Raw genomic sequence first — 24,589 nt, forward strand, 5'->3', positions numbered from 1 at the left:
CGACCCCGCGCCCCGGGTCAGGAAGGGGGGCGCCGGTGCGCCCGCGTGCGGTCCTTCAGCTCCTCGGCCTTCTCCTCCAGCAGCCCGGCGTACGCGTTCACCTCGGCCGTCACCTCGACCAGGTTCGACGCCGCGCGGTGCAGCCGCCCGACCACCCGCGAGGTCGCTGGAGCGCCGGCGACCCGCGCCACCCAACGCCGGCGGAGCCGGGTGAAGAACCCACCCATCCTGCTCATGTCGCCCAGCATCGCACAGTTTGAACAGGTTCAGGGTGACGGGCGCGTGAATTCTGTGACCAATGTGGTTGCTATCACTGAATAACGGGGCAATTCAAGTGACTTTAATGAACGGGTCTGGTTGACAGCCTCCCACCTGCGAAACGAGCATTAGTCCTCGCATTCGGGCCCCGCGCCAGGCCGGTAGATGCACATAATGGCCTGAATTCCGCAAATTCATCATGGGAGCCCCCCACCTATGAGGACCAGCGAAAAACCCGCCGCCAACGCGGCGGGACCCGCAGGCGCGCTCTCCAGCAGCACGTCACGCAAGCTCCCCGTGCCGCCCCGCGAGCGGAAACCCGCGCTCGCCGCGCTCGCCGTCCTCCTCATTCTCGGTGGCGCGCTGGCCACCACCCTGCTGGTGATGCGCAGCGGCGACCGCATTTCCGCGATCAGAGTCGTGCAACAGATCGGCGCGGGTCAGAAGATCTCCCCGAACGCGCTGGAAGAAGTGCAGATAGCCGATACGGGCATCGATTATGTGGCGTGGTCGCGGCGGTTCGCGGTGATCGAGACCTACGCGAGCGTGACCCTCCTGCCCGGCACCCTCCTCACCGACGAGATGACCGTCACCGCCAGCCAGGAGCTCGGCCCCGGCAAGGCGAAGGTGGGGCTCGCGCTCAAGCCGGGACAGGCGCCCGCCGGGCTGAAGGAGGGCGACCGCGTGCAGGTCATCCACGTGCCCGGCAGGTCGGCGACCGCGCAGGGCAGGGTGCTGGCCCCCAATGCCCTGGTCCACATCGTGGGCGCGCCCACCAGGTCAGGATCGGCCGGACTGGTCACGGTGATCGTCGACGCCACCGTGTCGCCGCAGATCGCCGCCTACGCCTCCAGCGGCGAGATCGCGGTGGCCGAGCTGCCGGGAGCGCGCTGACGTGGCGCTGATCGTGCTGGCCGCCGACAAGGGCGCGCCGGGCGTCACCACCGCGGCGACCGCGCTCGGCGCCGTCTGGCCGCGCGCCGTCCTGCTGGCCGAGTGCGACCTGGCCGGCGGCGACCTCGCCTACCGGCTGCCCGCCGCCGACGGCGGCATGCTCAACCCCGGCAGGGGCCTGCTCACCCTCGGCGCGACCGCCAGGCGCGGGCTCGAACCAGGGCAGATCCACGAGCACACGCAGAAGATCATCGGCGGGCTCGACGTCCTGGCCGGGCTGACCCACGGCGAGCAGGCGGCGGGGCTCACCTGGATGTGGGGGCCGCTCGGCCGCGCGCTGGCCGGCCTGCCGTACGCGGACGTGCTGGCCGACTGCGGCAGGCTCGGCGGCCACCCGCAAATGGACGAGCTGATCGCCGAGGCCGAACTCCTCGTGCTGTTCACCAGGGCCAGCCTCGACCACGTCGCCCACCTGCGCGAACGCCTCGCCGTCCGGCCCAGAGGGCCACAGGTCGGGGTGGTCGTCATCGCCGACCCGCGCAGCTACCGCGCCTCCGTCGACGAGGTGCGCAGGATCGTCGGCGGCCAGGCGGCGTTCGTGGCGGGGCTCGCGCACGACCCCAAGGGGGCCGAACTGCTGCGCGGCCAGTGGGGCGGCAGGCTCGACCGCTCCCTGCTCATCCGTACGGCCCGCGAGCTCGCCGGACGCCTGTCCGCCCAGGTGAGGGTGCCATGACGCTCGACCACGCGCTGGTGAAGCGCTTCCGCCAGGAGGTCGGCGACCGGCTGGCCCACCAGCGCCGCCTCGACCAGGCCAACGGCATGCCCGCGATGACCGGCGAGGACGAGCGGCAGTTCGCCAGGGCGCTGATCTCCCAGGTGCTGGAGGAGTTCGCGCGCGGCGAGATCGGCTCCGGCCGTACCCCTCCGACGCTGGAGGAGGAGGAGGCGCTGGCGGCCGGGATCCACGCCGCGCTGTTCGGCGTCGGCCGCCTCCAGCCGCTGCTCGACGACCCCGACGTCGAGAACATCGACATCAACGGCTGCGACCGCGTCTTCGTCGGCTACGCCGACGGCCAGGAGCTCACCCACGAGCCCGTCGCCGAGTCCGACGAGGAGCTGATCGAGCTCATCCAGATCCTGGCCGCCTACTCCGGGCTGTCCAGCCGGCCGTTCGACACCGCCAACCCGCAGCTCGACCTGCGCCTGCCCGACGGATCGCGGCTCTCGGCCGTCATGGACGTGACGGTCAGGCCAGCCGTGTCGATCCGGCGCGCCAGGCTCGGCAAGGTCTTCCTGTCCGACCTGGTGGGCAACGGCACGCTGAGCCCCGCCCTGGCGCGCTTCCTCACCGCCGCGGTCGCCGCCAGGAAGAACATCATGATCGCCGGGTCCACCAACGCGGGCAAGACGACGCTCCTGCGGGCCCTGGCCAACGAGATCCCCGCCGCCGAGCGGCTGATCACCGTCGAACGCGCGCTGGAGCTCGGCCTCGACCAGTTCCCCGACCTGCACCCCAACGTCGTCGCCTGCGAGCAGCGCCTGCCCAACGCCGAGGGCCAGGGCGAGATCACCATGGCCGAGCTGGTGCGCAGGTCGCTGCGGATGAACCCGTCCCGCGTGATCGTCGGCGAGGTGCTCGGCGACGAGATCGTCACCATGCTCAACGCCATGACGCAGGGCAACGACGGCTCCCTGTCGACCATCCACGCCAACTCCAGCATGGAGGTCTTCAACCGCATCGCCACCTACGCGCTCCAGGCCGCCGAACGGCTCCCGGTCGACGCCACCCACATGCTCATCGCCGGCGCGATCGACTTCGTCGTCTTCATCGAGAAGCGCAACGACTACGCCTCCGGCGGCACGCTGCGGCGCTTCGTCTCCAGCGTCAGGGAGGTGAACGGCGTCGACGGGCGCGTCCTGTCCAGCGAGATCTTCGCGGCAGGGCCGGACGGCTCCGCCGTACCGCACGCGCCCGTCTCCTGCCTCGACGAGCTCACCCCCCACGGCTACGTCCCGGGAGCATGGTGATGATCGGCCTCGACCCCCTGGCCATGTTCGCCGGCGCCGGCGCCGGCGGCGGCCTCTTCCTGCTGGTCCTCTCCATCCACGGCGTCCGCCCCCGCCCCCGGCCGGCCTCGCGCGGGCTGCTCCGCACGCTGTCCACGCGTACGGCGGTGGCCGCGGTCCTCGCCACGGTGATCCTGGCCGTCACCCAGTGGCCGGTGATGGCGGTGGGCGCCGCGCTGCTCGTCTTCGCCTGGCGCGGCCTGTCCGGCGGCGCGGCCTCCGAACGGGCCGCCATGGTGCGCCTGGAGGGCCTGGCAGCCTGGACCGAGTCACTGCGCGACACGATCGCCGGCGCCGCCGGACTGGAGCAGGCCATCCCCTCCTCGATCCGGGCCGCCGCGCCGATGCTGCGGCCCCACCTGCGGGCCATGGTCGACCGGCTGCACACGAGGATGGCGCTGCCGCAGGCCCTGCGGCTGTTCGCCGACGAGCTCGACGACCCCTCCGCCGACCTGGTCGTCGCGGCGCTCATCCTCAACGCCAGGCTGCGCGGGCCCGGCCTGCGCGACGTGCTGGGGGCGCTGGCGGTCTCGGCCAGGGAGGAGCTGGACATGCGCCGCCGGGTCGAGGCGGAGCGCCGCTCCACCCGCAGGTCCGTGCAGATCGTCGTGCTCACCGCGCTCGGGTTCGCGGCGGCGCTGGTGGTGTTCAACCCGTCCTACGTGGCCGAGTACCGCTCGTGGCTGGGCCAGGCGGTTCTCGTCGTGGTGGCGGGGCTGTTCGGGGCGGGGTTCGCGTGGATGCGGCGGCTGGCCCGCTTCGACAAGCCGACCCGCCTGCTCGCCCTCGACCCGCCCAAGCCCGCCGCGCACCGCCCGCCGAGCGCCTCGGACGCCTCAGGCGCCGCAGGCGACTCGGGGGTCGGCTCGGCCGGTCCGGTCGGTCCCGGTCCGGTCGGCCCGGTCGGTTCCGGCTCGGGCGGTGTCGGTCCCGGTCCGGGCGGTCCCGTCGGCTTGGGTGGCTTGGGCGGTCCGGGCGGCTCGCCGTACCTGAGAGGAGGCCTGGATGGTTGAGGGCGTGCTGGCCGGAGGGGCCCTCGGGCTCGGGGTCTTCCTCCTGACGCGGGCGATCTTCCCGGCCCGCCCCGGGCTCGTCGCCCGCCTGATGGCCCTCGACGCCGCCAGGCAGGACGCCGACGCCCCGCGGCTCCCGCTGATCCTGCCCGAGGAGGAGGTCAGCGCGTTCCGGCGCGGCCTCGGGGTACGGCTGGCCCGGTTCTACGCCACGCGGGGCTGGGAGGTCCGCTCGATCAAGGCCGACCTCGCGCTCGTCGGACGCTCGTTCGAGGGTTTCCTGGCCACCAAGGCGCTGCTGGCCGCCTCGGGGCTGCTCGCCTTCCCCGTGCTCGTCGGGTGGCTGACGCTGATGGAGTGGGGCGTCTCGCTGACCGTCCCGTTCTGGGCGGCGCTGGCGGTGTCGCTGGTCTTCTTCCTGCTGCCCGACCTGCAGATCAGACGCGACGCCGCGGCCAAGCGGCGCGACTTCCGCCACGTCGTCGGCGCGTTCCTCGACCTGGTCGCCATGAACCTGGCCGGCGGGCGCGGCGTCCCCGAGGCGCTCATGATGGCCGTCTCGGTCAGCGGCGAGTCGCCGAACTGGGCGATGTCCCGCATCAGGGAGGCGCTCAGCGGCGCGCGGATCGTCGGCATCACCCCGTGGCAGGCGCTCGGCCAGCTCGGCGAGGAGATCAACGTCGACGAGCTGCGCGACCTGTCGGCGGCGCTCGGGCTGGTCGCCGACGACGGCGCGAAGGTGCGCGCCTCCCTGACCGCCCGCGCCGCCACCCTGCGCCGCCGCGAGCTCGCCGAGATCGAGGGGCGGGCGGGCGAGCGGTCCCAGTCCATGCTCGTCGCCCAGCTCCTGCTGTGCGCCGGGTTCGTGATCTTTCTCAGTTTTCCCGCCGCGATGAAGATGTTGGGGTCCTGATGAACCATCCCTGGATCGTTTACCTGACGGCCTACCTCGGGGTTCGCCTGCACCGCGCCCGCACCGCCCCCACCCGCGGGGCGTCCGCCGTCGAGTGGGTGATCATCACCGCGATCATCGCGGGAGTGGCGCTCGGGCTCGCGACGCTCATCAAGACGCTGGTGGAGCAGAAGCAGTCCGACCTCCAGAACAGCTTCGGCGGCGGCGGCGGGTCCGGCGGCGACGAGTGAACCCTGGTGGCGCGAGGCGGCGGCGGGTCCGGCGCCGGCGAGTGCGCCCCGGTGGCGCGGGGCGGTGGCAGGTCCGGCGGCGACGCGTGAACCCCGGAGGCGTGGGGCGGCGGGAACGAGGGGCCACGGTGGTCGAGCTGGCGCTCGTCATGCCGGTCGTGCTCGCCGTGGTCCTGCTCATCGTGCAGGTCGCGCTCTGGTTCCACGGACGGCAGGTGGCCGACGCCGCCGCGCGGGAGGGGGCGAGGGTCGCCAGGTCGGCCCCGTTCGACTCGACGGGCTGGCAGGACGAGGCCGTCGCCAGAGCCGAGGACGTCGCGCGCGCCATCGGTCCTCGCATCCTCGGCGGCGCCGCCGCGTCGGCCGTACCGAGGGGGACCGACGAACGGTGGGTGACGGTGACGGGCAGCGCCGTCCAGGTGATCCCGCTGCTCCCCGACCTGTCGTTCACGATCACGGCGACGTCGGGTGGCCCGGTGGAGTGCTTCCGCCCCGACAACGGAGGCGAGGACTGCCGTTGAGCACGACGAACGCCGACAGCGGCTCGATGGCCGTGGAGACCGTGCTGCTGGCCCCGGTCTTCCTGTTGTTCCTGCTGTTCCTGGCGGGCGCGGGACGGCTGGTCGAGGCGCAGGGCGAGGTGAACGGCGCGGCCATGGACGCCGCGCGGGCCGCCTCCGTCCAGCGCACGCTCGATGCCGCCGAGGCCGCCGCCACGGACAGCGCCCGGTCGGCGCTGGAAGGCGAGTGCGACGCCCCGCGGGTCTCGCTGTCGGGAACCCGGTGGGAGGAGGGCGGCCATGTGCAGGCCGCCGTCACCTGCGAGCTGGACCTGGAGTTCCTGGGCTTCGGGGCCGGCAAACGGATGACCGGCACTTCGGTCGTCCCCCTGGAGCAGTTCAGGAGGGTCGAGTGAGCGGCGAGCGCGGGTCGATGTCGGTGTTCACCGTGCTGTTCTCGGTGGTGGTCTTCCTGCTGGCGGGCCTGCTCGTGGACGGCGGCGCGGCGATCAACGCCAGGCTGCGCGCCGCCGACGTGGCCGAGCAGGCGGCCAGGGCGGGCGCGGACCGGATCGACGTGGAGCACCTGCGCCAGACCGGCCAGGCCCGCCTGCTGGGCCAGGACGAGGTGTGCGCCCGTGCCGCGGAGGTGGTCGAGGCCTACTCCGCCGCCGCCTCCTCGGCCGCCTCCTCCGATGTACGGCCCGCCGCCTGCACGGTCACCGACGCGCAGACGCAGGTGACGGTCGCGGTACGGGTGCGGTGGACGGCGTACTTCCTCGGAGCGCTGGGCTTCCCAGGCGCGCAGATGGAGGGGCAGGCCACCGCCGCGCCCGACGCCCGCTGAACCAGACCCAACCACGTCACCCGCCGGCCCGGCCCGCGGCGGGTGACGACGCTGGATGTGAAGGAGGGAGAGGCCATGCCGACGCGAGAACCCGCGCGCGCGGACGGTCCCGCACACCCCGAAGACGGTACGGCCTCTGCCGCGCCCGGTCCCGCGAAACCAGCGGAGCGGCCGGTGCGACCGACCGACGACCTCGGACGTTCCTTGGGACCCGCGGAAGACCTCGGGCCGCCAGTGGGATCGGGGGACGCCCCCGGCCGGCCGGCGGGATCGGCGGATGGGTTGGGGCGGCAGACGAGACCGGCCGGCGATCCCGGCCGGCCGGTGCGCGGTTCGGAGGGTCCCCCGGGTGGTGCGGGGCGTCCCCTGGCTGGTGCCATGCGTCCTCCGGGTGGTGCCATGCGTCCTTCGGGTGGTGTCGGGCGTCCTTCGGGTGGTGTTGGGCGGCCGGCTGACCGGTCGAGGGGGGCCGGTCAGCGGCCGAGGCCCGCTCCCGTGCGCATCCCGTCGAAACGGACGCCCGGTGACATCGTCGCGGGGCTCGGCGCGCTCGTGGTGCTGGTCACGCTCGTGGGCGGCGTGCCGTACGCGCTGCTGACGCTGGCGGGCCCGCCGATCTCGCCAGAACTGCTCGACCTCGACCTCCTGACCAGCCAGGTCGGGCCCGGCACGGTCGTCGCGCTGATGGTGCTGCTGGTGTGGCTGGCCTGGTTCCAGCTGTTCGTGTGCGTGGTCGTCGAGGTCTACGGCGGGGTGCGCCGGGTCGGCATGCCGGCGCGCGTGCCGCTGTCGGGGGCGACGCAGGCGCTGGCCAACAGGCTGGTGTCGGCGGTGCTGCTGCTGTTCACGGCGGGGGCGGTGGTCGTGCCGGTGTCCGGGCTGGGCGCACCGGTCGCGCGGCCCGCGATGACCGCGGTGGCGTACGCGGCCCCGGTGCCCGAGGCGGAGACGGTCGCCTACAAGGCCAAGAAGGTCTACACCGTGCAGCCGCCGCACGGCAGGCACCACGAGAGCCTGTGGGAGATCGCGGAGAAGTGCCTGGGCGACGGGCGGCGATATCCGGAGATCTTCCAGCTGAACCAGCACAAGGAGCAGCCCGACGGGTCCCGCCTGCGGATGGCGGACCTGATCAGGCCGGGCTGGGTGCTGGACATGCCGGACGACGCGGTCAACGTGCACATCGTGCCCGCCGGGCAGTCGAGGGAGCGGACGCTGGAGGAGCACCCCGGCCCGCCCCGCGAGACGCCGGCCACGGTGGGGGAGAAGGCCGGACCCGGCCGCCAGGACTCACGGACCCAGCAGCCGAAACCCGAGGCCACCAAGCGGGCCGAGGCCACCAAGCAAGCAGAGGACGCCAAACGGGCCGAGGCGGCCAAGCAGGCAGAGGCCACCAAGCGGGCCGAGGCCAAGCAAGCAGAGGACGCCAAGCAGGCAGAGGCAGAGGACGCCAAGCGCGCGGAGGCGGCCGAGCAGGCGAGGGAGGCAAAGCAGGCGGAGGAGGCCAAGCGCGCCGAGGAGGCGAAGCGGGCGGCCAACGCCGAGCACGCGAAGGAGGCCGAGCGGGCGAACGAGGCCAAGCAGGCGGAGGCGGCCAACCAGGCGGAGGCGGCGAAGCGGGCTGACGAGGCCGCGCGAGCGAACGAGGCCAACCGGTCCGATCGCGCCGACCTGAATCCCGGGCTGGACCTCGTCGACTACCTCGCGGGCGCGTCACTGGCCGCCGCCGGTCTGCTGGTGATCCTCGGCGGCAGGCGGCGCCGCCAGCTCTGGCATCGCGCCTTCGGCCACCGCATCGCCCGCCCCCGCGACGACGCCGCCAAGGCCGAGGTGGCGCTCCGCCTCGGCGCCGACGCCCCCGGCGCCCGCATGCTGGACATCGGCCTGCGCCTGCTCGGCGCCGAGCTGGCCGCCCAGGACCGTGTCCCGCCCACCGTCTACGCCGCGCACCTGTCCGCCAGGACCCTCGACCTGTGGATCCATCCGGCCGGCCAGGACGCCCCCGAGCCGTGGGAGGCGCAGGACGGCGGGCAGGTCTGGCGGCTGGCCGCCCACGCGGGCAGGCTGCTGGAGGAGCAGCACGGCGGCGCGCCGTACCCGGGGCTGGTCTCGCTGGGCACGGACGGCGGCGGCCGCGTCCTCGTCGACCTGGAGGCCGCCCACGGGCTGATCAACATCCGCGGCCCGCACACCACCGCCGCCCTGGCCGCCCTGGCGGTCGAGCTGGCCACCAACAGGTGGTCGGACGAGATGCGGGTCACGCTGGTCGGCTTCGGCGAGGAGCTGACCGCGATCGCCCCTGGCCGGGTCAGGTCCGTGGGAAGCCTGTCGGAGGTCCTTCCGGAGCTGGAGAGGTCGGCAGCGCCGCGCCAGGAGGTGCTGACCGGGCGGGTCAACGGCCGCTCGCATCTGGCCCACTACCTGCTCAGCACCGTCGCGCCCACCCAGGAGGAGGCCCGCCGCCTGGCGTTGCTCGCCAGGAAGGACACGGCGGGCTTCGTGGTCACGGGGGAGGTGCCGCACGCCACCTGGACCATGGAGATCACCGAGGACGGCCGCGCCCGCGTCCCCGAGCTGGGCCTGGAGGTGACGGCGCAGCTGCTGCCCCGCCGCCACTACCACGCGCTGCTGGACCTGTTCGACACCGCCGGGCGCCACGAGGGCGAGGCGATGCCGGACCCCGAACCGCTGGAGGACCTGCACCCGCCCGCCGTCGAGATCAGGCTGCTCGGCCCGGTCGAGGTCATCGGCCCGGAGGCGATGGAGGAGGGGCGGATGGAGCTGGCCACCGAGCTGCTGGTCTACCTGGCCACGCACCCGGGCGGGGTCCATCCCGTCGTGCTCGGCGGCGTGCTGTGGCCGCGCGGCGTGCAGGCGCTGGTCCGCGACGCCACGATCGCGCGGGTTGCGCACTGGCTCGGCGAGGAGCACCTGCACACCGACGCGGCGGGCCGTCTCAGGCTCGGCCCGGAGGTGCGTACCGACTGGATGCTCTTCCGCGAGCTGGTCAGGCGCTCGCACGACGACCCGACCGCGCGCGCCGTCCTGCTGGAGAGGGCGCTCGGGCTGGTCAGGGGGCCGCTGCTGGCGGGCAGGCCGGCCGGCAGGTACGCGTGGCTGGCCGCCGACGAGCTGGAGTACGACGTGGCGGCGGCCGTCGCCGACGCCGCCCACCGGCTGTGCGAGGTCAGGCTGGCCCACGGCGACGCGGACGCGGCGGTGGCGGCGGTGCGGGCGGGACTGCTGCTCGCCGCCGACGACGAGGGCCTCTGGCGTGACCTGTTGCGCGCCACGCACGCCACGGCCGACCCGGTACGGCTGCGCGCCGTCGTCGAGGGCCTGACGCGCCGGGCCGCCTCGCACCCGTACGGCGGCGGCATGGCGCCCGAGACCGAGGCGCTCATCGACGACCTGCTTCCGTCATGGCGGATCCACGTGGTCAGGGAGTCGTCGGCATGACCCATACCGAAACCCGCACCTCATTGGCTCCCGGACGGCGGGGAGACCTAGCGTGATCCGCATGCGTGGGCTGATCGCACCGGTGGTCGCCGCCCTGCTCGGGGCCGGTTGCGCGGCCTCCGGCGGCGACCGGCCCTTCGCGCCGCGCCAGGCGGTCGCCCCCGCGACGGACGCCGCCGTCCCCTCGACCGTGACGATCCCGGTGGGGCCGAGGACGAAGGTGCTGGTGGAACGGCCCGCCACCGCCGACCCGCGGCAGGCCGCGCTGCTGACGGCGTTCACCGACATCTACGCCGGCATGTGGAAGGCGGTTCTCACCGGCGACGACGCCTACCTGGCGAGGGTGGCGGACCCTGGCGGCCGCGCGGCGCTCGACTGGGTGGAGAGCTTCGCCGGACGGTCGGTGCGCGGCACCGCGCGGATCTACGCGATGAACGTGACGGCCGTCATGGACGGCGGCGCCGAGGTCGCCGCCTGCGTGGACGAGACGCGCCTGCGGCTGCTGACGGGCAGGGGCGGCGTCGCCGTACCGACCCAGCCCGCCTGGACGCGCGCCGCCTACCTGCAGGCCATGATCCTCGCCCGGGGCGACGACGGCGTCTGGCGGGTCAAGGACTTCAGACACGGCAACGAAGGGTGCGCCCGATGAACCGCCTCCTCTCCGCCGCCGCCGCGGGACTCCTGCTGCTCGACCCGGGAGGTCCGCGCGGCGACGGCTTCCAGGACGGCCGGACGGCCGGCGTCCGCCTCGAGAACTCCAAGATCGTGATCACCGGGAACGGCGCCAGGGGCGGGAAGGGCGACGGCTACCAGCTCGACCGCCCCTGCTGGTACGAGCCGGGGCCGGACGCCTCGGAGATGTTCAGGACCCAGGAGGACGTCAGGGCCTACTGGTTCCGGATGCACCCCGACGGCACGGAGGCGCAGTTCCAGGCCTTCCTCAAGCAGTTCAAGGACAAGATCGGGCAGCCGGGCCGCTGGTGGACCCCCGCCTACAACGAGGCCGACGCGCGGGGCAGGGCCTGCTGGGGCGCGCTCGACCAGTTCGTGTGGGTGCCGCCGGGCACCACACCGCCGGCCGGCATCACGCTGGCCGAGCTGGTGGAGATCGCCAGGGCCGCGCTGACCGTGCCGGAGCCGCAGGTGCGGCTGAACCCCGACGCCAAGAGCTACGTCAACCTGCCGACCTGGGTGTGGCTCGGCGGGGTGGGGGAGAGCACGCGTTCGGTGACCGCGTCCATCCCTGGGGTGATGAGCGCGACCGTCACCGCTTCGCTCCAGGACATCAAGATCGACCCGGGCACGTCGCCGGACCGGGCCGAAGTGCGCGAGGACTGCGGGACGTCGGGCCGGCCGTACCGGAAGGGCGGCGAGTTCACCTGCGGCGTGCGCTACCTGCGGGCCTCCGTCGACCAGCCGCGGGAGGTGTACGTGCTGACGGTCACCACGGTCTGGCCCGTCGAGGTGGAGGACGACGTGGTGCCGTTCGCCTACGACCCGGTCGAGGTGGGCGCCAGTCGCGACGTCCCCGTCGGCGAGGTCCAGAGCACCGTCAGGCGCCGCTGACCGTGTGCACCGTCAGGCGTCGCTGACCGTGTGCACCGTCAGGCGTCGCTGACCGTGTGCGCCGTCAGGCGTCGCTGACCAGTTTCTGGAGGAGCTCGCGCAGTTCCCGCTCGGGCTCGGGGCCGCCGAGCAGCTCGCGTACCTGCGCCTGGAGCGCCTGCTGCGCCTCGCCGGCCGTGGCGAGCCGCCGCCTGCCGAGGTCGGTGAGATCCAGCGCGTAGCGGCGGCGGTCGTGCGGGTCTCTGCCGCGCGCCACGAGGCCCGCGTCGACCAGCTCGTTGACCACCTCCGCCGCGGCCGGTTCGGTGATCCCGAGGTGGCGGGCGAGCCGGTGCTGGGGGCAGGGCGCGAGCTCGTCGAGCCCGGCGAGGGGGCCGAAGTGCCTGGTCCGCAGCCCGCTGTCGGCCAGCAGGGCGTCGCCGAGCCGGCGCAGCCGGTAGTGCGCCTGGGTGATCAGGTACGCGGTGCTCTGGACCTGCTCGGGCTCGGGGAGCAGCAGGGTCAGCAGCTCGTTCAGCCGGGTGCGCTCGGCCGGCGTCAGGGCGGCGGTCACCTCGGCGTCGTGGGCGGCCGCGGCCTCGCGCATGCCTTTCAGCGCCTCGCGGCCCTTGGCGGTCAGGCGCAGCTCGTTGGAGCGGCGGTTGCGGAGGTTGCGGGTCCTGGTGACGTGGCCCGCCTCCTCCAGCGCGTCGACGAGCCGCACCATGATCGTCCGGTTGATGCCCAGCCGCTCCACCAGGTCCTGCTGCGAGCAGCCGTCCTGGTCGGCCAGGACGTCGAGCACCACGAACTCGCGCGAGCGCGACTCGCCGGCCAGCCGTACGGACGCCTGGCGCAGCAGGTTGCCGAGGGAGAGTTTGAGCAGGTCGGACAGCGTCGTGGACACGAGAATCATCATATCAGCACATTGATAGTTGGAATGTTGACAGTTAGGCATGTGTCGCTTTACGGTTCCGGCATGACGTACAAGCTGGACATGACGATGATGGTCACGGTGCACGACGCCCTCCGGCGCGAAGCGGAGCGCATCGCCCGCATCACCGCCCGCACGGACGACGACCCGCGGCGGCTGCTCGGCGCGGCCGTGGGCTGGGAGATGTTCAAGACCTACCTGCGGGTGCACCACACCACCGAGGACGACATGCTGTGGCCGGTGATGGAACGCGCCCTCGCCGGCCGGACCGACGAGCTGGCCCTCCTCGCCGCCATGGAGGCCGAGCACGCGCTCATCGACCCCCTCCTGGAGTCCTTCGACGCGGCCATCGCCGACCCCGACACGGGCCACGAACGGCTCGGCGACCTCGCCGACAGCCTGACCACGGTGCTCGGCGGCCACCTCCGGCACGAGGAGCGTGAGGCGCTCGCGGTGATCGACCTGAGCGTCACCGAGGAGCAGTGGCGGACCTTCGGCCAGGAGCACTCCAGGCGGATCGGCGCCGACGCGTCCCGCTACCTGCCCTGGGTGCTGGACAGCGCGGGCGAGGAGCGGACCGCGCTCATCCTCGGCCGCATGCCCGACCACATCCGGGCCGCCTACCGCGACGAGTGGCGTGCCGCCTACGACGCGTTGAAGATCTGGGAACCGTCCGGAAGACGATGATCGTCGGCACTCGCCCGCACCCCTACGATGATCATCGATTGGTGTCCTTCGTCCCTTGGGGGAGCGGTTCCGGTGTTTCGTCAGGAACGCGTGCGTGCGGTCCTCGAAAGCTCGCTCGTGCAGCGAGCGGTCATCCTGGTGATCGTGATCAACGCGATCACCATCGGATGCGAGACCAGTTCATTCCTGATGGAGCGGTTCGGGGGGCTGCTGCACACGATCGACAGGATCGCGCTGGCGATCTTCGCCGTCGAGATCGCCGCGCGCCTGTACGCCTACCGCAGGTCCTTCTTCGCCGACCCCTGGAACTGGTTCGACACCGTGATCGTGGCGGTCGCGCTGGTGCCCGCCTCCGGACCCACCTCGGTGCTCAGGGCGCTGCGCATCCTGCGGGCGCTGCGCCTGGTGTCGGCGGTGCCGAGCATGCGCCGCGTGGTCGGCGCCCTGCTCGCCGCGGTGCCGGGGATGGCCTCCATCATCGGCCTGCTGGTGCTGATGATCTACATCGCCGCGGTGATCGCGACCAAGCTCTTCGGCGAGATCGTGCCCGAGCGCTTCGACGAGCTGCCGCGCTCGCTGTTCACGCTGTTCCAGATCATGACGGGGGACGACTGGGGCAACGTGGCGCAGGAGGTGATGAAGGAGAAGCCGTGGGCGTGGCTCTTCTTCATCGTCTACATCCTGATGTCGACCTTCGTCGCGCTCAACCTGTTCATCGCGGTCGTCGTCAACGCCATGAACGACACCGAGCCGTCCGCCGCGGAGACGCGGACCCAGGTCGAGCTCGCGGCGGTCAAGGAGGAACTGGCCGTCCTGCACGCCAAACTCGACCAGCTGCTCCTGCGGCCGGAGCCCGAGCCCGCCACCGGCCCGCGCCGCCGGTCCCCGAAGACCGCCTCGGCCGTGGGTCCGGGCCGCCAGTCGCAGAAGACGGTCACCATCCAGGAGTCCCGCCGTCAGCCCTCGGAGACCGCCGCGGCAGGGGGTGCGCGTCGCCGATCCCCCGAGGCGGCCGCCGTCTCCGAGACGCGCCGTCAGCCGCCGGAGACCGCCAGCCCCTGATGGTCGCCGAAGTGGATGCCGATCAGCCGGTCGGCGTCCGCGCGGTCGAGCACGAGCGCGCCCGCCGCGGGGTCCGGGTCGCCCGCGCGCACCCGGTCGAGGAGCGCGCGCCAGTGGCGGCGGTGCCGGGTGAAGGTCGCGCCCGCCACGACCCTGCCCCTGGCGTACTGCCCGGCGAGAGCGACCTCAGGGGGCGCGTCGAGCAGCAGCAGGTGCAGCTGCGCGCGATGGCGGCGGGCCAGCCACGCGAAGCCCCGCAGCACGCGTGGCCCGCAGCCCCTGTTGTGCGCGATCACCGGGCCGCCCACGCGCAGGCCGCGGCTGATCCGCCACACGTGCGTGGCGAACACCACACCGGTGCGCACCGGTTTGGGCGCCCAGCGCAGCCTGCCGTCCCATCGGGCGCGTGACTGCTGCGAGTCGATCACCGTCACCGGCCCCGCGGTGAACGGGACGCGCTCGGTGCCGTCCATGCCGTACAGGCGGCGCAGGAGGGTCGTCTTGCCCGCGCCCGGCAGGCCGGTGACGATCACCAACGACTTGACTGGGTAGCGCAGGGTGCCGATCGCCCCGGGGACGGTCATGCGCGCCAGCATACGTCGCGCGATCAGTAACCGGCGCCGCGAGCGCCGGTCAGGCGCGCGACGACTCGTGCTCCAGCAGCCACTCCTTGACCGGCACGCCGTAGTAGTAGCCGCCGAACCCGCCCGTGCTGGGCAGCACCCGGTGGCAGGGCACGAACGGCGCGATCAGGTTCTGGGCGCAGGCCGACCCCGCCGCCCTGGCCGCGGTCCGGGGCAGCCCCGCCCGCTCGGCCAGCTCCGCGTACGACACCGTGGTCCCCGCCTTCACCTCGCGCAGCGCCTGGTGCAGCCGCTTGCGGGTGGGGGAGCCCGGCTGCTCGACGGGAACGGTGTCGAGGGCGTCGAGGTCGCCCGCCAGGTAGGCGCGTACCGCCTCCGCCGGGGCGCCGAGGTCGGCCACGACGTCGAGGCCGAGCGCCTGCAGCTCGGGCGAGAGCCGGGCGAACATGTCGGCGGGCTCGGCGGTGAACCCAGCGGCCACGATCACGCCGTCCCGCGCCAGCAGCGCGAGCGGGCCGGCAGGGGTGGGCAGCAGCTGTGCTTCGATCATGAAGAGCTCCAGAGGTGAAGGGCGGCGTAGGCCCGCCAGGGCCGCCACCGCTCGAGATGGTCCTGAGGGATGCCGAGCGCGGCCATGCGCTTGTCCAGGACGAGGTCGCCGGCCGGCCACGCGTCGGGGTCGCGCAGCGCGCGCAGGGAGATGTAGCCGGCCGTCCACGGGCCGATGCCCGGCACCGTGAGCAGCTCGGCGACCGCGTCGGCGGGGTCCTGGCCGCCGTCGAGGTCGATGGCGCCGGCGGCCACGCGGCCCGCCAGGTCCTTCAGCGTGGCCACGCGCCGGGTGGTCATGCCGAGCCCCGACAGGTCCATGTCGGCGAGTTGCGGTGCGGTGGGGAATCCGCCCGCCCTGTCGACGATCCTGCCGAGCAGCGTCCTTGCGCCCGCGACCGAGATCTGCTGGCCGACGATCGCCCGTACGGCCAGCTCGAACCCGTCGAACGCGCCAGGCACGCGCAGCCCGGGACGGGCGGCCACCAGCGGGGCCAGCGACGTCGCGCCGAGCGCCTCGCTGATCGCGGCGGGGTCGGCGTCGAGGTCGAGCAGCCTGCGGCAGCGCGCCACGAGCCTGGCCAGATGCCTGGTGTCGTCGAGCGACGCCTCGAGCAGGACGTGCCCGTCTCCCGGCGTCAGCGTGATCGAGCCGCCCCGCACCGCCCGGTGGTAGGAGCCGTGCTCGACGCGCTCCAGCCCGGGGACGGCACGCGCGGCCAGGAAGGCGAACAGCCCCTCCACGTCGTACGGCTCCCGCCAGTTCAGCCGGAGCCTGAGCGCCGCGGGGGCGCCGGGCCGGTGCGCGGTGGCGCGCATCTCCGACGGCGTGAAGCCGTAGGTCTCCTGCATGGTGGCGTTGAACTGCCGCACGCTGCCGAAGCCCGCCGCGAACGCCACCTCCGTCACCGGCAGCGCGGTCTCGGTCAGCAGCTGCTTGGCCAGCAGCAGCCGCTTGGTGCGGGCCACCGCCAGCGGGCCGACGCCCAGCTCGGCGACGAACAGCCGGTGCAGGTGCCGTTCGGTGATGTGCAGCCGCGTCGCCAGCCCCGCCACGCCGTGGTCGTCGGCCGCGCCGTCGTCGATCAGCCGCAGCGCCCGCCCCACGAGGTCGCCGCGCACGTCCCAGCCCGGGTCGCCGGGCGACAGCTCGGGGCGGCACCGCTTGCACGGCCGGAAGCCCGCGGCCTCGGCCGAGGCCGCGTGCCGGTAGAAGCGCACGTTGCGCGAAGCGGGGGTGCGCGCCGGGCAGATCGGCCGGCAGTAGATGCCGGTGGTCTTCACCGCCGTGTAGAAGCGCCCGTCGAACCTGGAGTCCCGCGCGGACACCGCGCGGTAGCAGGCGTCGAAGTCCAACGTTTCCATGCCACGACGCTATCCCCTGCTGGGTGCCCCCAACTGGCGGATTTCAGACCTTACCGTGATCAGCGGTGTCCACGACAGCGCGGTGAGGATCGCGCCTGCCCAGAGCGTGGCGCGCACCCCCCACAGCTCGCCGATGCCCGCCGCCAGCAGCCCGCCGAGCCCCACCGCGCCCATCAAAATCACCTGCATGATCGAGGTCATCCGGCCCAGCATGTGGTCGGGTGTGAGCTGCTGCCTGAAGCTCACCAGCAGCACGTTGTTCACCCCCGTCCGCACGGACTGGACGAAGAAGCCCGCGGCTGACAGCCAGATCCAGACGCCCTGGTCGAGCAGCGGCACCAGCAGGGAGAACGGCCCGGTCAGCACGCCAACCAGCCAGACCGCGCGGCCCTGGCCGAGCCACTTGGCGCACAGGTGCGCGCAGGCCGATCCCACCAGCGATCCCACCCCGCTGGCCGCCAGGAAGGCGCCGTACACCCACGCGGGGAAGCCGAGATCCCGCACCAGCAGCACCGGCAGCAGCACCGTGGCCAGCGGGAAGCCGAGGTTGGCCAGCGCCCCCTGGGCCGCGATCGGCACCAGTATCCGGTTGCCGAACAGGAACCGCAGGCCCTCGCGCAGCTGCCGCCCGACCGGCTCCCGTACGGCAGGCGGCGGCCCGGCCGCGGGGATCCCCCGCAGCCACAGGGCCGACCATACGTACGTCACCGCGTCGAGCAGCAGCACCAGCGGCGCGCCGAGCACCTGGGTGAGCAGGCCGGAGACGCTGCGTCCCGAGATGTACATCGCCGAGGCCGTCCCGACCAGCAGCGAGTTGGCGGAGGTGAGCCGGTCGCGGCCGACCAGCGCGGGCACCAGGCTGTGCGAGGCGACGTCGAAGAACAGGGTGCCGACGCCCGAGACGATCGCGACCAGGTACAGCTGCTCCATCGTCAGCGCGTCCAGCCACCAGGCCGCCGTGACCGAGACGAGCGCCGCCGCGCGGAGGAGGTCCATGGCCACCATGACGGGGCGCCGCCGTACCCTGTCGACCCATACGCCCGCGGGCAGGCCCATCACCAGCACGACCAGTGTCGCCAGCGAGCTGAGCAGGCCGACCTCGCCCGCGCTCGCGTCGAGCACGGTCACGGCCAGCAGCGGCAGCGCCACGTGGGAGAGCTGGGTGCCGAACTGGCTGCCGAACGCGGCCACGTACAGCCGCCGGAATGCGCGATCCATGCCTGGCACCCTGCCTGCGGCGATGGTCTAATGGCGATGGATTAAGGAGACAGCGAATCGAACTCACCTTCACCGTCCAGGACATCGCCAACACGCGCTTCGCCCTCTCGCCCCTGTGGGAGGTGGTCGCGAGCGTCAGGGTGGTGAAGGAGCCGGCGGGCGTCAACCGGCCGTGGGCCGAGCGGGTGCGCCGCCGGCTGGCCGACGTCGACTGGCGGCTGCTGTCGGACCTCGTGCCCGTGCCGACCATCTCGCTGGTCGCCTTCATCGCCCCGCCGCCCACCACCTCGGTGCCCGACCTGGAGCTGGAGCTGGCGGGCATGCTGGCGCGCGCCGCCGACGTCCGCGCCGAGCTCGACGCGTGGGACGTCCCCCGCACGCCGCGCCTGCGGGCCCTGTACGACGACCCCGAGAAGGGCCTGGACCGGCTGGCCGGCGAGATCAGGGCGTACTGGGCGGCGGCCATCGAGCCGTACTGGCCGCGCATCCGCACGCTCATGGAAGGCGACCTGCTCTACCGCGCCCGCATGCTGGCCGAGGGCGGCGTCCACCGGATGCTGTCCGACCTCGACGCGAACGTGAGCTGGCAGGGCGAGCGGCTGCACCTGGCGCACCGCTTCTGCCGGGGCGTGCGGCCGCTCGACGGGCGGGGGCTGCTGCTGGTGCCCTCCGTCTTCGCCTGGCCGCGGATCTTCTCGATCACGGTGCCGCCGTTCCAGCCGACGCTGCGCTACCCGCCCCGCGGGGTGGCGACGCTGTGGGAGAGCGAGCGGAGGGACCCGCCGGCCGCGCTGGCGGCGGTGCTCGGGCCGACCAGGGCCCGGCTGCTGGCCGAGCTGGACCAGCCCGCCTCGACCAGGGAGCTGGCGGTGCGGACCGGGCTGTCGGAGCCCGGGGCCAACCAGCACCTGACGGCGCTGCGGAAGGCGGGGTTGTGCAGCGCCCACCGCACCGGCCGCTACGTCCTGTACGCCCGCACGACCGTCGCCGAAGCCCTCCTCAACCCCGCGTGACCCCTGCCGGGCGGAAGGGCCGCGCCTCGTCCGCCGGCGGGATCCCCGGCCGGGATCCCGCAGGACGCCGGAGTCCCGCTCCAGGCCGCCCGACCCGGTCGGCGGCACCGGGCGTTACTTGGAGGAGACCCCGACTCCCAGGTCGAACTCGCGGTAGACCCGCGCCCAGAACCCGTCGCGCAGCCACACCCGCGCCTCGGGGTAGGGCCGCAGCGAGTGGCCGAGCTCCTTCTCCGCCTCGATCAGCAGCTCCGTGTCGATGACCGTCGGCAGGATCGGTCCGGGCAGCAGGTCCCTGATGTTGTCGCGACCGCGGGTCAGTATCCACTTCTGCGCCACGTGCTCGCCGACGTCCTCCACGCGAGGCCGCGACGGGCCGAGCTTGGCCACCTGGCCGGGCTTGACGTGCGGCTTGGGCGCGGCCGTACGGCCCGCGAACACCTGGGCGGGCGACGGCGCCGTCACCGGCGGCACCACGGCCACGGGCTGCGGCGCACGGCTGAAAAACGGCCTCAGGAAGTCAGCGGAGATCACTTCGACGGTGTCGGACTCCCACACCAGGCGCTCGGCCTGGTTGGTGCCGTACGGCGGCTCGACGCCCCACAGGTGGATCCGCACGCCGTAGGCCTGCGCGGCCTCGACGGCGGGCACCATGTCCTCGTCGCCCGCCAGCAGGATCGTGTCCGTCACCGCGTGGTGGCGGGCCAGCGCCTCCAGGTCGCTCCTGATCTGGGCGTCCACGCCCTTCTGCTGGCCACGTGCGTTCAGGTTGCCAAGCCGTACCTTGACCCAGGGGAGCTGGGCGATGACCCGCTGGTCCACGGTCGGCACGCGGTCACGGGCGGCGTCATACCAATAGATCCGCAGGAGCTCCCCGGAAATGCGTTGCTCAGCATGCTTCTGCAAGGATTGGATGAGCTCGTCGGCGGCAACCCGGTATTCCTTGCGCTCCTTGGCGCCGAGCAGTACTTCACCTGCGGCGGCATAGAGATAACCGACGTCCACTAGGACGGCGTACTTTGCCGCGACAGGGTGCGGCGTGAGGTCTGGGATGGCCATGTCGTCCTCCAGGCCGCGGTGCTCGTTGATCGGCTGACTATATACGCCTACTTTTCTAGATAGTCCCAACTCCCGGCGAACTTGACACCCGTTTCTCAGGATCCTCTACGGCAAGGCGCTGTTTCGCCACGCCGACTTCCCAGGTACGAGAGGTTTACGCATGGCTCTGGCCGGGTTTCGCCATGTTTCGCGCTTCGGCTCCGCCGGGCGATCGGGTTCGGCGGAGCGGGAAGCGAGAACCGCCACCAGAGCCGCGATCTCCTCGGCGGTGGCGTCACCGCGAATAATTCGCAGATGCACCGTCATAGTGGGATGTTCCCATGCTTCTTCGGGGGAAGCGACGCCCGCTTGTTCCGCAGCGCGCGCAGCGCCCTGACGATCTGCACCCGGGTGTCGGAGGGCCGGATGACCGCGTCGACGTAGCCGCGCTCGGCGGCTAGGAACGGATTGGCCAGAGTGTCCTCGTACGCGGTGACCAGTCGGGCCCGCTCGGCGTCGGGATTCTCGGCGGCGGCCAGCTCGCGCCGGTAGAGGATGTTGACGGCGCCCTGCGCGCCCATGACCGCGATCTGCGCGGTGGGCCAGGCCAGGTTGATGTCGGCGCCGAGGTGCTTGGAGCCCATGACGTCGTAGGCGCCGCCATAGGCCTTGCGGGTGATGACCGTGACCAGCGGCACGGTGGCCTCGGCGTAGGCGTAGAGGAGCTTGGCGCCGCGCCTGATGATTCCGTTCCATTCCTGGTCGGTGCCCGGCAGGAATCCCGGGACGTCCACAAATGTCACTACGGGAATATTGAAAGCATCACAGGTCCGTACGAATCGTGCCGCCTTTTCGGACGCCGCAATATCGAGTGTTCCGGCGAAACTCATCGGCTGGTTGGCGACGATCCCGACCGAGCGTCCCTCGACCCGGCCGAAACCCACCACGATGTTCGGCGCGAACCTGGCATGGACCTCGAGGAACTCGCCGTCGTCGAGCACGTGCCCGATCACGGTGTGCATGTCGTAGGGCTGGTTGGCCGAGTCGGGGATGAGCGTGTCGAGCTCGCGGTCCTCGTCGGTGACCGTCAGCTCGGCCTCGGCGTCGTAGACGGGCGCCTCGTCCAGGTTGTTGGAGGGCAGGTAGGACAGCAGCGCCTTGGCCAGCTCGAGGCAGTCGGCCTCGTCGGCGGCCTCGAAGTGCGCCACGCCCGACCGGGAGTTGTGGGTGTGGGCGCCGCCGAGCTCCTCGAAGCTCACCTCCTCGCCGGTGACCGTCTTGATCACGTCGGGGCCGGTGATGAACATGTGCGACTTCTCCTGCACCATCAGGATGAAGTCGGTCAGCGCCGGGGAGTAGACCGCACCGCCCGCGCACGGGCCCATGATCAGCGAGATCTGCGGCACCACGCCCGAGGCGTGGACGTTGCGCTTGAAGATCTCGGCGAACAGCCCGAGCGCGACCACGCCCTCCTGGATCCGCGCCCCGCCGCCGTCGTTGATGCCGACGATCGGGCAGCCGACCTTGAGCGCGTGGTCCATGACCTTGACGATCTTCTCGCCGTAGACCTCGCCGAGCGAGCCGCCGAAGACCGTGAAGTCCTGGCTGTAGACGGCGACCGGACGGCCGTCCACGGTGCCGTGGCCGGTGACCACGCCGTCGCCGTAGGGCCGGTTGTCCTCGATGCCGAAGGCCGTCGCGCGGTGCCTGGCGAACTCGTCGAACTCGACGAAGGACCCCTCGTCGAGGAAGGCCGCCAGGCGCTCGCGCGCGGTCAGCTTGCCCTTGGCGTGCTGCTTCTCGACGGCGCGGGCCGAGCCCGCGTGCACGGCCTCGTCCTGCCGCCGCTCGAAGTCGGCGAGCTTGCCCGCCGTGGTGTGGATGTCGATCTCTGGGGGCCCGGACGGCAGCGCGGCACTCATGCCGTAAGACTAGCCCTGGGATCACGATGACACCCAGACCCGCACCGGCGCCCACCTCGGCGTGGACGAACTGTGATTCTTCCCAAGCGGTACGGTTGCCCACAAGGCCCCCCAAAGCACCAGACTGGTGGGCATGACGGAGGCGGTGCGTACAGAGGGCCTGTTCAAACGGTTCGGCCAGCAGGTGGCGGTGGCCGGGATCGACTTCACGGTGCCCGCGGGGAGCTTCGCGGGACTGGTCGGACCCAACGGCGCGGGCAAGACGACCACGCTGAGCATGATCACCGGCCTGCTCCGCCCCGACGGCGGCGTCGCGACGGTCGGCGGCGTCGACGTGTGGCGCGACCCCGTCCAGGTCAAGGCCCGCATCGGCGTCTTGCCCGAGGGCCTGCGACTGTTCGAGCGGCTGTCGGGCCGCGAACTGCTGCACTACAACGGCCGCCTGCGCGGCATCCCCAAGGCCGACGTCGAGCAGCGCGCCGAGGAACTGCTCCGCGTCATGGACCTGACCGATTCCGCCGACAAGCTCGTCGTCGACTACTCCACCGGCATGCGCAAGAAGATCGGCCTGGCCGCCGCGCTGCTGCACAACCCGGCGGTGCTCTTCCTCGACGAGCCCTTCGAGGGAGTCGACCCGGTCAGCGCCAACACCCTGACCGAGGTGCTCCGCCGCTACACCGCCTCCGGCTCCACCGTCATCTTCTCCAGCCACGTCATGGACCTGGTCGAGCGGCTGTGCGACTGGGTGTCGGTGATGAGCGGCGGCCGGATCGTCGCCCAGGGCCCGACCGCCGAGGTCCGCGCGGGCCGCAGCCTCAACCAGGCCTTCCTCGACCTCGTCGGCGTACGGCAGAGCGGGGAGGAGGGGCTGACGTGGTTGGGCTCTTCGTCGAACTGAAGCTCAGGCTGATCGCGGGCGGCCTGCGCGGCGACACCCAGCGCATCCTCGGCTTCGTCTTCTCCTTGCTGGCCGCGCTCGTGGTGGCGGCGGGCGGCTTCCTGCTGCTGGCGCTGCTCAGGGCGGCGCCGTCGGACATCGCCGCCGACATCGGCGTGATCGCCTTCACCGGGCTGCTGGTCTGCTGGGCCACCGTGCCCCTGCTGGCCTTCGGCCTCGACGACACCCTGGACCCGGCCAGGCTCGCCCTCTTCCCGCTGCGCACGCGGCAGCTGGCGGCCGGCATGTTCGCCGCGTCGGTCACCGGCGTGTGGCCGATCGTCTCTCTCGTGGTGACGGCGGGCGCGCTGGTGGGCCTCGCGCGCGGAGCGGGTGGCTTCCTGCTCGGCGTCGTCGCGGTGGTCCTGCAGTTCGCGCTCTGCATCGTCACCTCCCGGCTGATCACCACCGCGCTGTCCGGGCTGCTGCGCTCGCGCAGGGGCCGCGACCTGCTGGCCGTCGGCGTCATCGTCGTCGTGCTGCTGGCCCAGCTGCCCAACCTGATCGTCAACCGCGGCCTGAGCGGCGACCCGCGCGCGATTCTCGACAGCCTGGCGGCCGTGCTGCGCTGGACCCCGCCGGGCTGGGCCGCCCACGCCATCAGCGACGGCGGCGCGACCGCCGCGCTCGAGCTGGCCCTCCTCGCCCTGCTCGTCCTGGCGCTCGGCTGGCTGTGGATCAGGGCGCTGGGCCGCGCCCTGGTCACCACCGACGCCTCCACCCAGGCCGCCTCCGTGCGCCGCTCCAGCGGCCTGCTCGACCGGCTCCTGCCCGACGGCCGGGTGGCGGCCGTGGCGTCGAAGGAGCTGAAGTACGCCAGGCGCGACCCGCGCGGTCGCGTCGGCTGGTTCGCGTCGATCGCGGTGACGTGCGTGCTGGCCTTCTCCATCAACGGGCAGGGCTCGGGCGGCGGAGCGGGCGCCGCGATCGGCCCGGCCTGCGTCGGGGCGCTGATGATCGCCATGCAGCAGTGCAACAGCTTCGGCATCGACGGCCGGTCCCTGTGGATGAACGCCGTCGTCTACGGCGACGCCCGTGACCTGCGCGGCGACCTGGCGGGACGGCACCTGGCCGTGGCGGTCATCGCGGTCCCTGTCCTGGTGGCGCTCGCCGTGGTCGGCGGGCTGTTCGCCGGCAGCCTGGCGTGGGCGGTGCCCGCCGCGCTGACCGCGTGGGGCGTGCTCGGCGTCGGGCTCGGCGTCGGCGCGGTGACCAGCGTGCTGGTGCCGTACACGGTGCCGGACCGGCTCAACGCCTTCACCGGCGCGGCGCCGGGCCAGGGCGGGGTGGCCTTCGTCGCCTCCTTCGCCGCCATGATCGCCACCGCCGTGCTCGCCCTCCCCGTCGCGCTGCCCGTCCTGCTGGGCGCCGGCTGGGTGAGCGTCGTGGCGCTGCCGTACGGCGTCGCGCTGGCGTGGGCGGGCAGGCACGTGGCGGGCCGGGCGGGCTATCCGCGGATGCCGGAGCTGCTCGCGGCGGTCTCCAGGCCCACCTAATGGTCTAGTCCATTTGGTGAGACCGGTCTCCAGTCACGCGAGACGAGTGGATATCGTG

The 24,589-nt window shown here is 72.7% G+C and carries 26 protein-coding genes; 17 read left to right on the plus strand and 9 right to left on the minus strand.

Annotated elements, in window-relative coordinates; translation table 11 throughout:
• Positions 1 to 17: 17 nt before the first annotated feature.
• Entirely contained in the window at positions 18 to 236 is a 219-nt protein-coding gene (locus ACWDLG_RS15535; RefSeq protein ID WP_449920215.1) for a hypothetical protein, read from the minus strand.
• Between the two features lie 238 nt (positions 237 to 474).
• Between ACWDLG_RS15535 and ACWDLG_RS15540 the strand changes: the two genes are divergently transcribed.
• The 12 genes from ACWDLG_RS15540 (at position 475) to ACWDLG_RS15595 (ending at position 11,747) form a co-directional block, all read left to right on the plus strand.
• Entirely contained in the window at positions 475 to 1,152 is a 678-nt protein-coding gene (locus ACWDLG_RS15540) for a hypothetical protein (protein ID WP_449920216.1), read from the plus strand.
• Between the two features lies 1 nt (position 1,153).
• Positions 1,154 to 1,888, plus strand: a complete 735-nt coding sequence (locus ACWDLG_RS15545; RefSeq protein WP_449920219.1) for a hypothetical protein — start codon at positions 1,154 to 1,156, stop codon at positions 1,886 to 1,888.
• The gene (locus tag ACWDLG_RS15550; RefSeq protein WP_449920222.1) at positions 1,885 to 3,183 is read left to right on the plus strand and encodes a CpaF family protein; all 1,299 of its coding nucleotides are present in this window, start codon (positions 1,885 to 1,887) and stop codon (positions 3,181 to 3,183) included. The genes ACWDLG_RS15545 and ACWDLG_RS15550 overlap by 4 nt, the downstream gene beginning before the upstream one ends.
• Positions 3,183 to 4,235, plus strand: coding sequence for a type II secretion system F family protein (locus tag ACWDLG_RS15555; RefSeq protein WP_449920224.1), 1,053 nt, complete (start codon positions 3,183 to 3,185; stop codon positions 4,233 to 4,235). Before ACWDLG_RS15550 ends, ACWDLG_RS15555 begins: the two co-directional genes overlap by 1 nt.
• Positions 4,228 to 5,148, plus strand: a complete 921-nt coding sequence (locus ACWDLG_RS15560) for a type II secretion system F family protein (protein ID WP_449920226.1) — start codon at positions 4,228 to 4,230, stop codon at positions 5,146 to 5,148. The genes ACWDLG_RS15555 and ACWDLG_RS15560 overlap by 8 nt, the downstream gene beginning before the upstream one ends.
• Positions 5,148 to 5,378, plus strand: coding sequence for a hypothetical protein (locus ACWDLG_RS15565; protein WP_449920228.1), 231 nt, complete (start codon positions 5,148 to 5,150; stop codon positions 5,376 to 5,378). The genes ACWDLG_RS15560 and ACWDLG_RS15565 overlap by 1 nt, the downstream gene beginning before the upstream one ends.
• A 128-nt stretch (positions 5,379 to 5,506) precedes the next feature.
• Positions 5,507 to 5,899 (plus strand): TadE/TadG family type IV pilus assembly protein, encoded by a 393-nt coding sequence (locus tag ACWDLG_RS15570; RefSeq protein ID WP_449920231.1) that lies wholly within the window; start codon positions 5,507 to 5,509, stop codon positions 5,897 to 5,899.
• A complete protein-coding gene (locus tag ACWDLG_RS15575; RefSeq protein ID WP_449920234.1) occupies positions 5,896 to 6,294 on the plus strand; it encodes a TadE/TadG family type IV pilus assembly protein in 399 nt (132 codons plus the stop codon). The genes ACWDLG_RS15570 and ACWDLG_RS15575 overlap by 4 nt, the downstream gene beginning before the upstream one ends.
• Positions 6,291 to 6,725: a TadE/TadG family type IV pilus assembly protein gene (locus ACWDLG_RS15580; RefSeq protein WP_449920236.1), complete on the plus strand. Its 435-nt coding sequence runs from the start codon at positions 6,291 to 6,293 to the stop codon at positions 6,723 to 6,725. The genes ACWDLG_RS15575 and ACWDLG_RS15580 overlap by 4 nt, the downstream gene beginning before the upstream one ends.
• Before the next feature lie 495 nt (positions 6,726 to 7,220).
• A complete protein-coding gene (locus ACWDLG_RS15585; protein ID WP_449920238.1) occupies positions 7,221 to 10,181 on the plus strand; it encodes a hypothetical protein in 2,961 nt (986 codons plus the stop codon).
• Positions 10,182 to 10,242: 61 nt separating this feature from the next.
• On the plus strand, positions 10,243 to 10,830 hold the full coding sequence (locus ACWDLG_RS15590; RefSeq protein ID WP_449920240.1) for a hypothetical protein: 588 nt from the start codon (positions 10,243 to 10,245) through the stop codon (positions 10,828 to 10,830).
• Complete coding sequence (locus ACWDLG_RS15595) at positions 10,827 to 11,747, plus strand: hypothetical protein (RefSeq protein WP_449920243.1); 921 nt, start codon at positions 10,827 to 10,829, stop codon at positions 11,745 to 11,747. The genes ACWDLG_RS15590 and ACWDLG_RS15595 overlap by 4 nt, the downstream gene beginning before the upstream one ends.
• Positions 11,748 to 11,811: 64 nt before the next feature.
• Here ACWDLG_RS15595 and ACWDLG_RS15600 read toward each other — a convergent pair whose 3' ends face one another.
• Positions 11,812 to 12,633, minus strand: a complete 822-nt coding sequence (locus ACWDLG_RS15600; RefSeq protein ID WP_449920246.1) for a MarR family winged helix-turn-helix transcriptional regulator — start codon at positions 12,631 to 12,633, stop codon at positions 11,812 to 11,814.
• Positions 12,634 to 12,705: 72 nt separating this feature from the next.
• On the opposite strand from ACWDLG_RS15600, the gene ACWDLG_RS15605 reads away from it, so the two are divergent.
• Positions 12,706 to 13,347 carry a hemerythrin domain-containing protein gene (locus tag ACWDLG_RS15605; protein WP_449920248.1) on the plus strand — a complete coding sequence of 214 codons (642 nt, stop codon included), beginning with the start codon at positions 12,706 to 12,708 and terminating at the stop codon, positions 13,345 to 13,347.
• A gap of 90 nt (positions 13,348 to 13,437) precedes the next feature.
• Positions 13,438 to 14,409: an ion transporter gene (locus ACWDLG_RS15610; protein ID WP_449920251.1), complete on the plus strand. Its 972-nt coding sequence runs from the start codon at positions 13,438 to 13,440 to the stop codon at positions 14,407 to 14,409.
• On the opposite strand, the gene ACWDLG_RS15615 is transcribed toward ACWDLG_RS15610, so the two are convergent.
• The 4 genes from ACWDLG_RS15615 to ACWDLG_RS15630 are packed head-to-tail and all read right to left on the minus strand — an operon-like array spanning position 14,382 to position 18,125.
• The gene (locus ACWDLG_RS15615) at positions 14,382 to 14,993 is read right to left on the minus strand and encodes an AAA family ATPase (RefSeq protein WP_449920254.1); all 612 of its coding nucleotides are present in this window, start codon (positions 14,991 to 14,993) and stop codon (positions 14,382 to 14,384) included. The two genes, ACWDLG_RS15610 and ACWDLG_RS15615, sit on opposite strands and share 28 nt — an antisense overlap.
• A gap of 49 nt (positions 14,994 to 15,042) precedes the next feature.
• Complete coding sequence (locus tag ACWDLG_RS15620) at positions 15,043 to 15,543, minus strand: methylated-DNA--[protein]-cysteine S-methyltransferase (RefSeq protein ID WP_354906122.1); 501 nt, start codon at positions 15,541 to 15,543, stop codon at positions 15,043 to 15,045.
• Positions 15,540 to 16,907 carry a DNA-3-methyladenine glycosylase 2 family protein gene (locus ACWDLG_RS15625; RefSeq protein ID WP_449920257.1) on the minus strand — a complete coding sequence of 456 codons (1,368 nt, stop codon included), beginning with the start codon at positions 16,905 to 16,907 and terminating at the stop codon, positions 15,540 to 15,542. Before ACWDLG_RS15625 ends, ACWDLG_RS15620 begins: the two co-directional genes overlap by 4 nt.
• Before the next feature lie 9 nt (positions 16,908 to 16,916).
• Positions 16,917 to 18,125: an MFS transporter gene (locus ACWDLG_RS15630; protein WP_449920260.1), complete on the minus strand. Its 1,209-nt coding sequence runs from the start codon at positions 18,123 to 18,125 to the stop codon at positions 16,917 to 16,919.
• Between ACWDLG_RS15630 and ACWDLG_RS15635 the strand changes: the two genes are divergently transcribed.
• Entirely contained in the window at positions 18,113 to 19,138 is a 1,026-nt protein-coding gene (locus ACWDLG_RS15635) for an ArsR/SmtB family transcription factor (protein WP_449920262.1), read from the plus strand. The two genes, ACWDLG_RS15630 and ACWDLG_RS15635, sit on opposite strands and share 13 nt — an antisense overlap.
• A gap of 114 nt (positions 19,139 to 19,252) precedes the next feature.
• On the opposite strand, the gene ACWDLG_RS15640 is transcribed toward ACWDLG_RS15635, so the two are convergent.
• From ACWDLG_RS15640 to ACWDLG_RS15650, 3 genes are all read right to left on the minus strand, one after another.
• On the minus strand, positions 19,253 to 20,197 hold the full coding sequence (locus ACWDLG_RS15640; protein WP_354906116.1) for an NYN domain-containing protein: 945 nt from the start codon (positions 20,195 to 20,197) through the stop codon (positions 19,253 to 19,255).
• 105 nt (positions 20,198 to 20,302) lie between these two features.
• On the minus strand, positions 20,303 to 20,503 hold the full coding sequence (locus ACWDLG_RS15645; RefSeq protein WP_354906115.1) for an acyl-CoA carboxylase subunit epsilon: 201 nt from the start codon (positions 20,501 to 20,503) through the stop codon (positions 20,303 to 20,305).
• Positions 20,500 to 22,098: an acyl-CoA carboxylase subunit beta gene (locus ACWDLG_RS15650; protein WP_354906113.1), complete on the minus strand. Its 1,599-nt coding sequence runs from the start codon at positions 22,096 to 22,098 to the stop codon at positions 20,500 to 20,502. Before ACWDLG_RS15650 ends, ACWDLG_RS15645 begins: the two co-directional genes overlap by 4 nt.
• 133 nt (positions 22,099 to 22,231) lie before the next feature.
• On the opposite strand from ACWDLG_RS15650, the gene ACWDLG_RS15655 reads away from it, so the two are divergent.
• Positions 22,232 to 22,996 (plus strand): ABC transporter ATP-binding protein, encoded by a 765-nt coding sequence (locus tag ACWDLG_RS15655; RefSeq protein WP_354906111.1) that lies wholly within the window; start codon positions 22,232 to 22,234, stop codon positions 22,994 to 22,996.
• A complete protein-coding gene (locus tag ACWDLG_RS15660; RefSeq protein ID WP_449920266.1) occupies positions 22,972 to 24,531 on the plus strand; it encodes a hypothetical protein in 1,560 nt (519 codons plus the stop codon). Before ACWDLG_RS15655 ends, ACWDLG_RS15660 begins: the two co-directional genes overlap by 25 nt.
• Positions 24,532 to 24,589: the final 58 nt, after the last annotated feature.

The sequence above is a fragment of the Nonomuraea sp. NPDC003727 genome, assembly GCF_053586935.1.

What these genes read in the sequence shown, in the direction of transcription:
- ACWDLG_RS15535 (WP_449920215.1), bottom strand. Translation starts at nt 236, where the DNA reads ATGAGCAGGATGGGTGGGTTCTTCACCCGGCTCCGCCGGCGTTGGGTG.
- ACWDLG_RS15540 (WP_449920216.1), top strand. Translation starts at nt 475, where the DNA reads ATGAGGACCAGCGAAAAACCCGCCGCCAACGCGGCGGGACCCGCAGGC.
- ACWDLG_RS15550 (WP_449920222.1), top strand. Translation starts at nt 1,885, where the DNA reads ATGACGCTCGACCACGCGCTGGTGAAGCGCTTCCGCCAGGAGGTCGGC.
- ACWDLG_RS15555 (WP_449920224.1), top strand. Translation starts at nt 3,183, where the DNA reads ATGATCGGCCTCGACCCCCTGGCCATGTTCGCCGGCGCCGGCGCCGGC.
- ACWDLG_RS15560 (WP_449920226.1), top strand. Translation starts at nt 4,228, where the DNA reads ATGGTTGAGGGCGTGCTGGCCGGAGGGGCCCTCGGGCTCGGGGTCTTC.
- ACWDLG_RS15565 (WP_449920228.1), top strand. Translation starts at nt 5,148, where the DNA reads ATGAACCATCCCTGGATCGTTTACCTGACGGCCTACCTCGGGGTTCGC.
- ACWDLG_RS15590 (WP_449920240.1), top strand. Translation starts at nt 10,243, where the DNA reads ATGCGTGGGCTGATCGCACCGGTGGTCGCCGCCCTGCTCGGGGCCGGT.
- ACWDLG_RS15595 (WP_449920243.1), top strand. Translation starts at nt 10,827, where the DNA reads ATGAACCGCCTCCTCTCCGCCGCCGCCGCGGGACTCCTGCTGCTCGAC.
- ACWDLG_RS15605 (WP_449920248.1), top strand. Translation starts at nt 12,706, where the DNA reads ATGACGTACAAGCTGGACATGACGATGATGGTCACGGTGCACGACGCC.
- ACWDLG_RS15615 (WP_449920254.1), bottom strand. Translation starts at nt 14,993, where the DNA reads ATGACCGTCCCCGGGGCGATCGGCACCCTGCGCTACCCAGTCAAGTCG.
- ACWDLG_RS15620 (WP_354906122.1), bottom strand. Translation starts at nt 15,543, where the DNA reads ATGATCGAAGCACAGCTGCTGCCCACCCCTGCCGGCCCGCTCGCGCTG.
- ACWDLG_RS15625 (WP_449920257.1), bottom strand. Translation starts at nt 16,907, where the DNA reads ATGGAAACGTTGGACTTCGACGCCTGCTACCGCGCGGTGTCCGCGCGG.
- ACWDLG_RS15635 (WP_449920262.1), top strand. Translation starts at nt 18,113, where the DNA reads ATGCGCGATCCATGCCTGGCACCCTGCCTGCGGCGATGGTCTAATGGC.
- ACWDLG_RS15630 (WP_449920260.1), bottom strand. Translation starts at nt 18,125, where the DNA reads ATGGATCGCGCATTCCGGCGGCTGTACGTGGCCGCGTTCGGCAGCCAG.
- ACWDLG_RS15640 (WP_354906116.1), bottom strand. Translation starts at nt 20,197, where the DNA reads ATGGCCATCCCAGACCTCACGCCGCACCCTGTCGCGGCAAAGTACGCC.
- ACWDLG_RS15645 (WP_354906115.1), bottom strand. Translation starts at nt 20,503, where the DNA reads ATGACGGTGCATCTGCGAATTATTCGCGGTGACGCCACCGCCGAGGAG.
- ACWDLG_RS15650 (WP_354906113.1), bottom strand. Translation starts at nt 22,098, where the DNA reads ATGAGTGCCGCGCTGCCGTCCGGGCCCCCAGAGATCGACATCCACACC.
- ACWDLG_RS15655 (WP_354906111.1), top strand. Translation starts at nt 22,232, where the DNA reads ATGACGGAGGCGGTGCGTACAGAGGGCCTGTTCAAACGGTTCGGCCAG.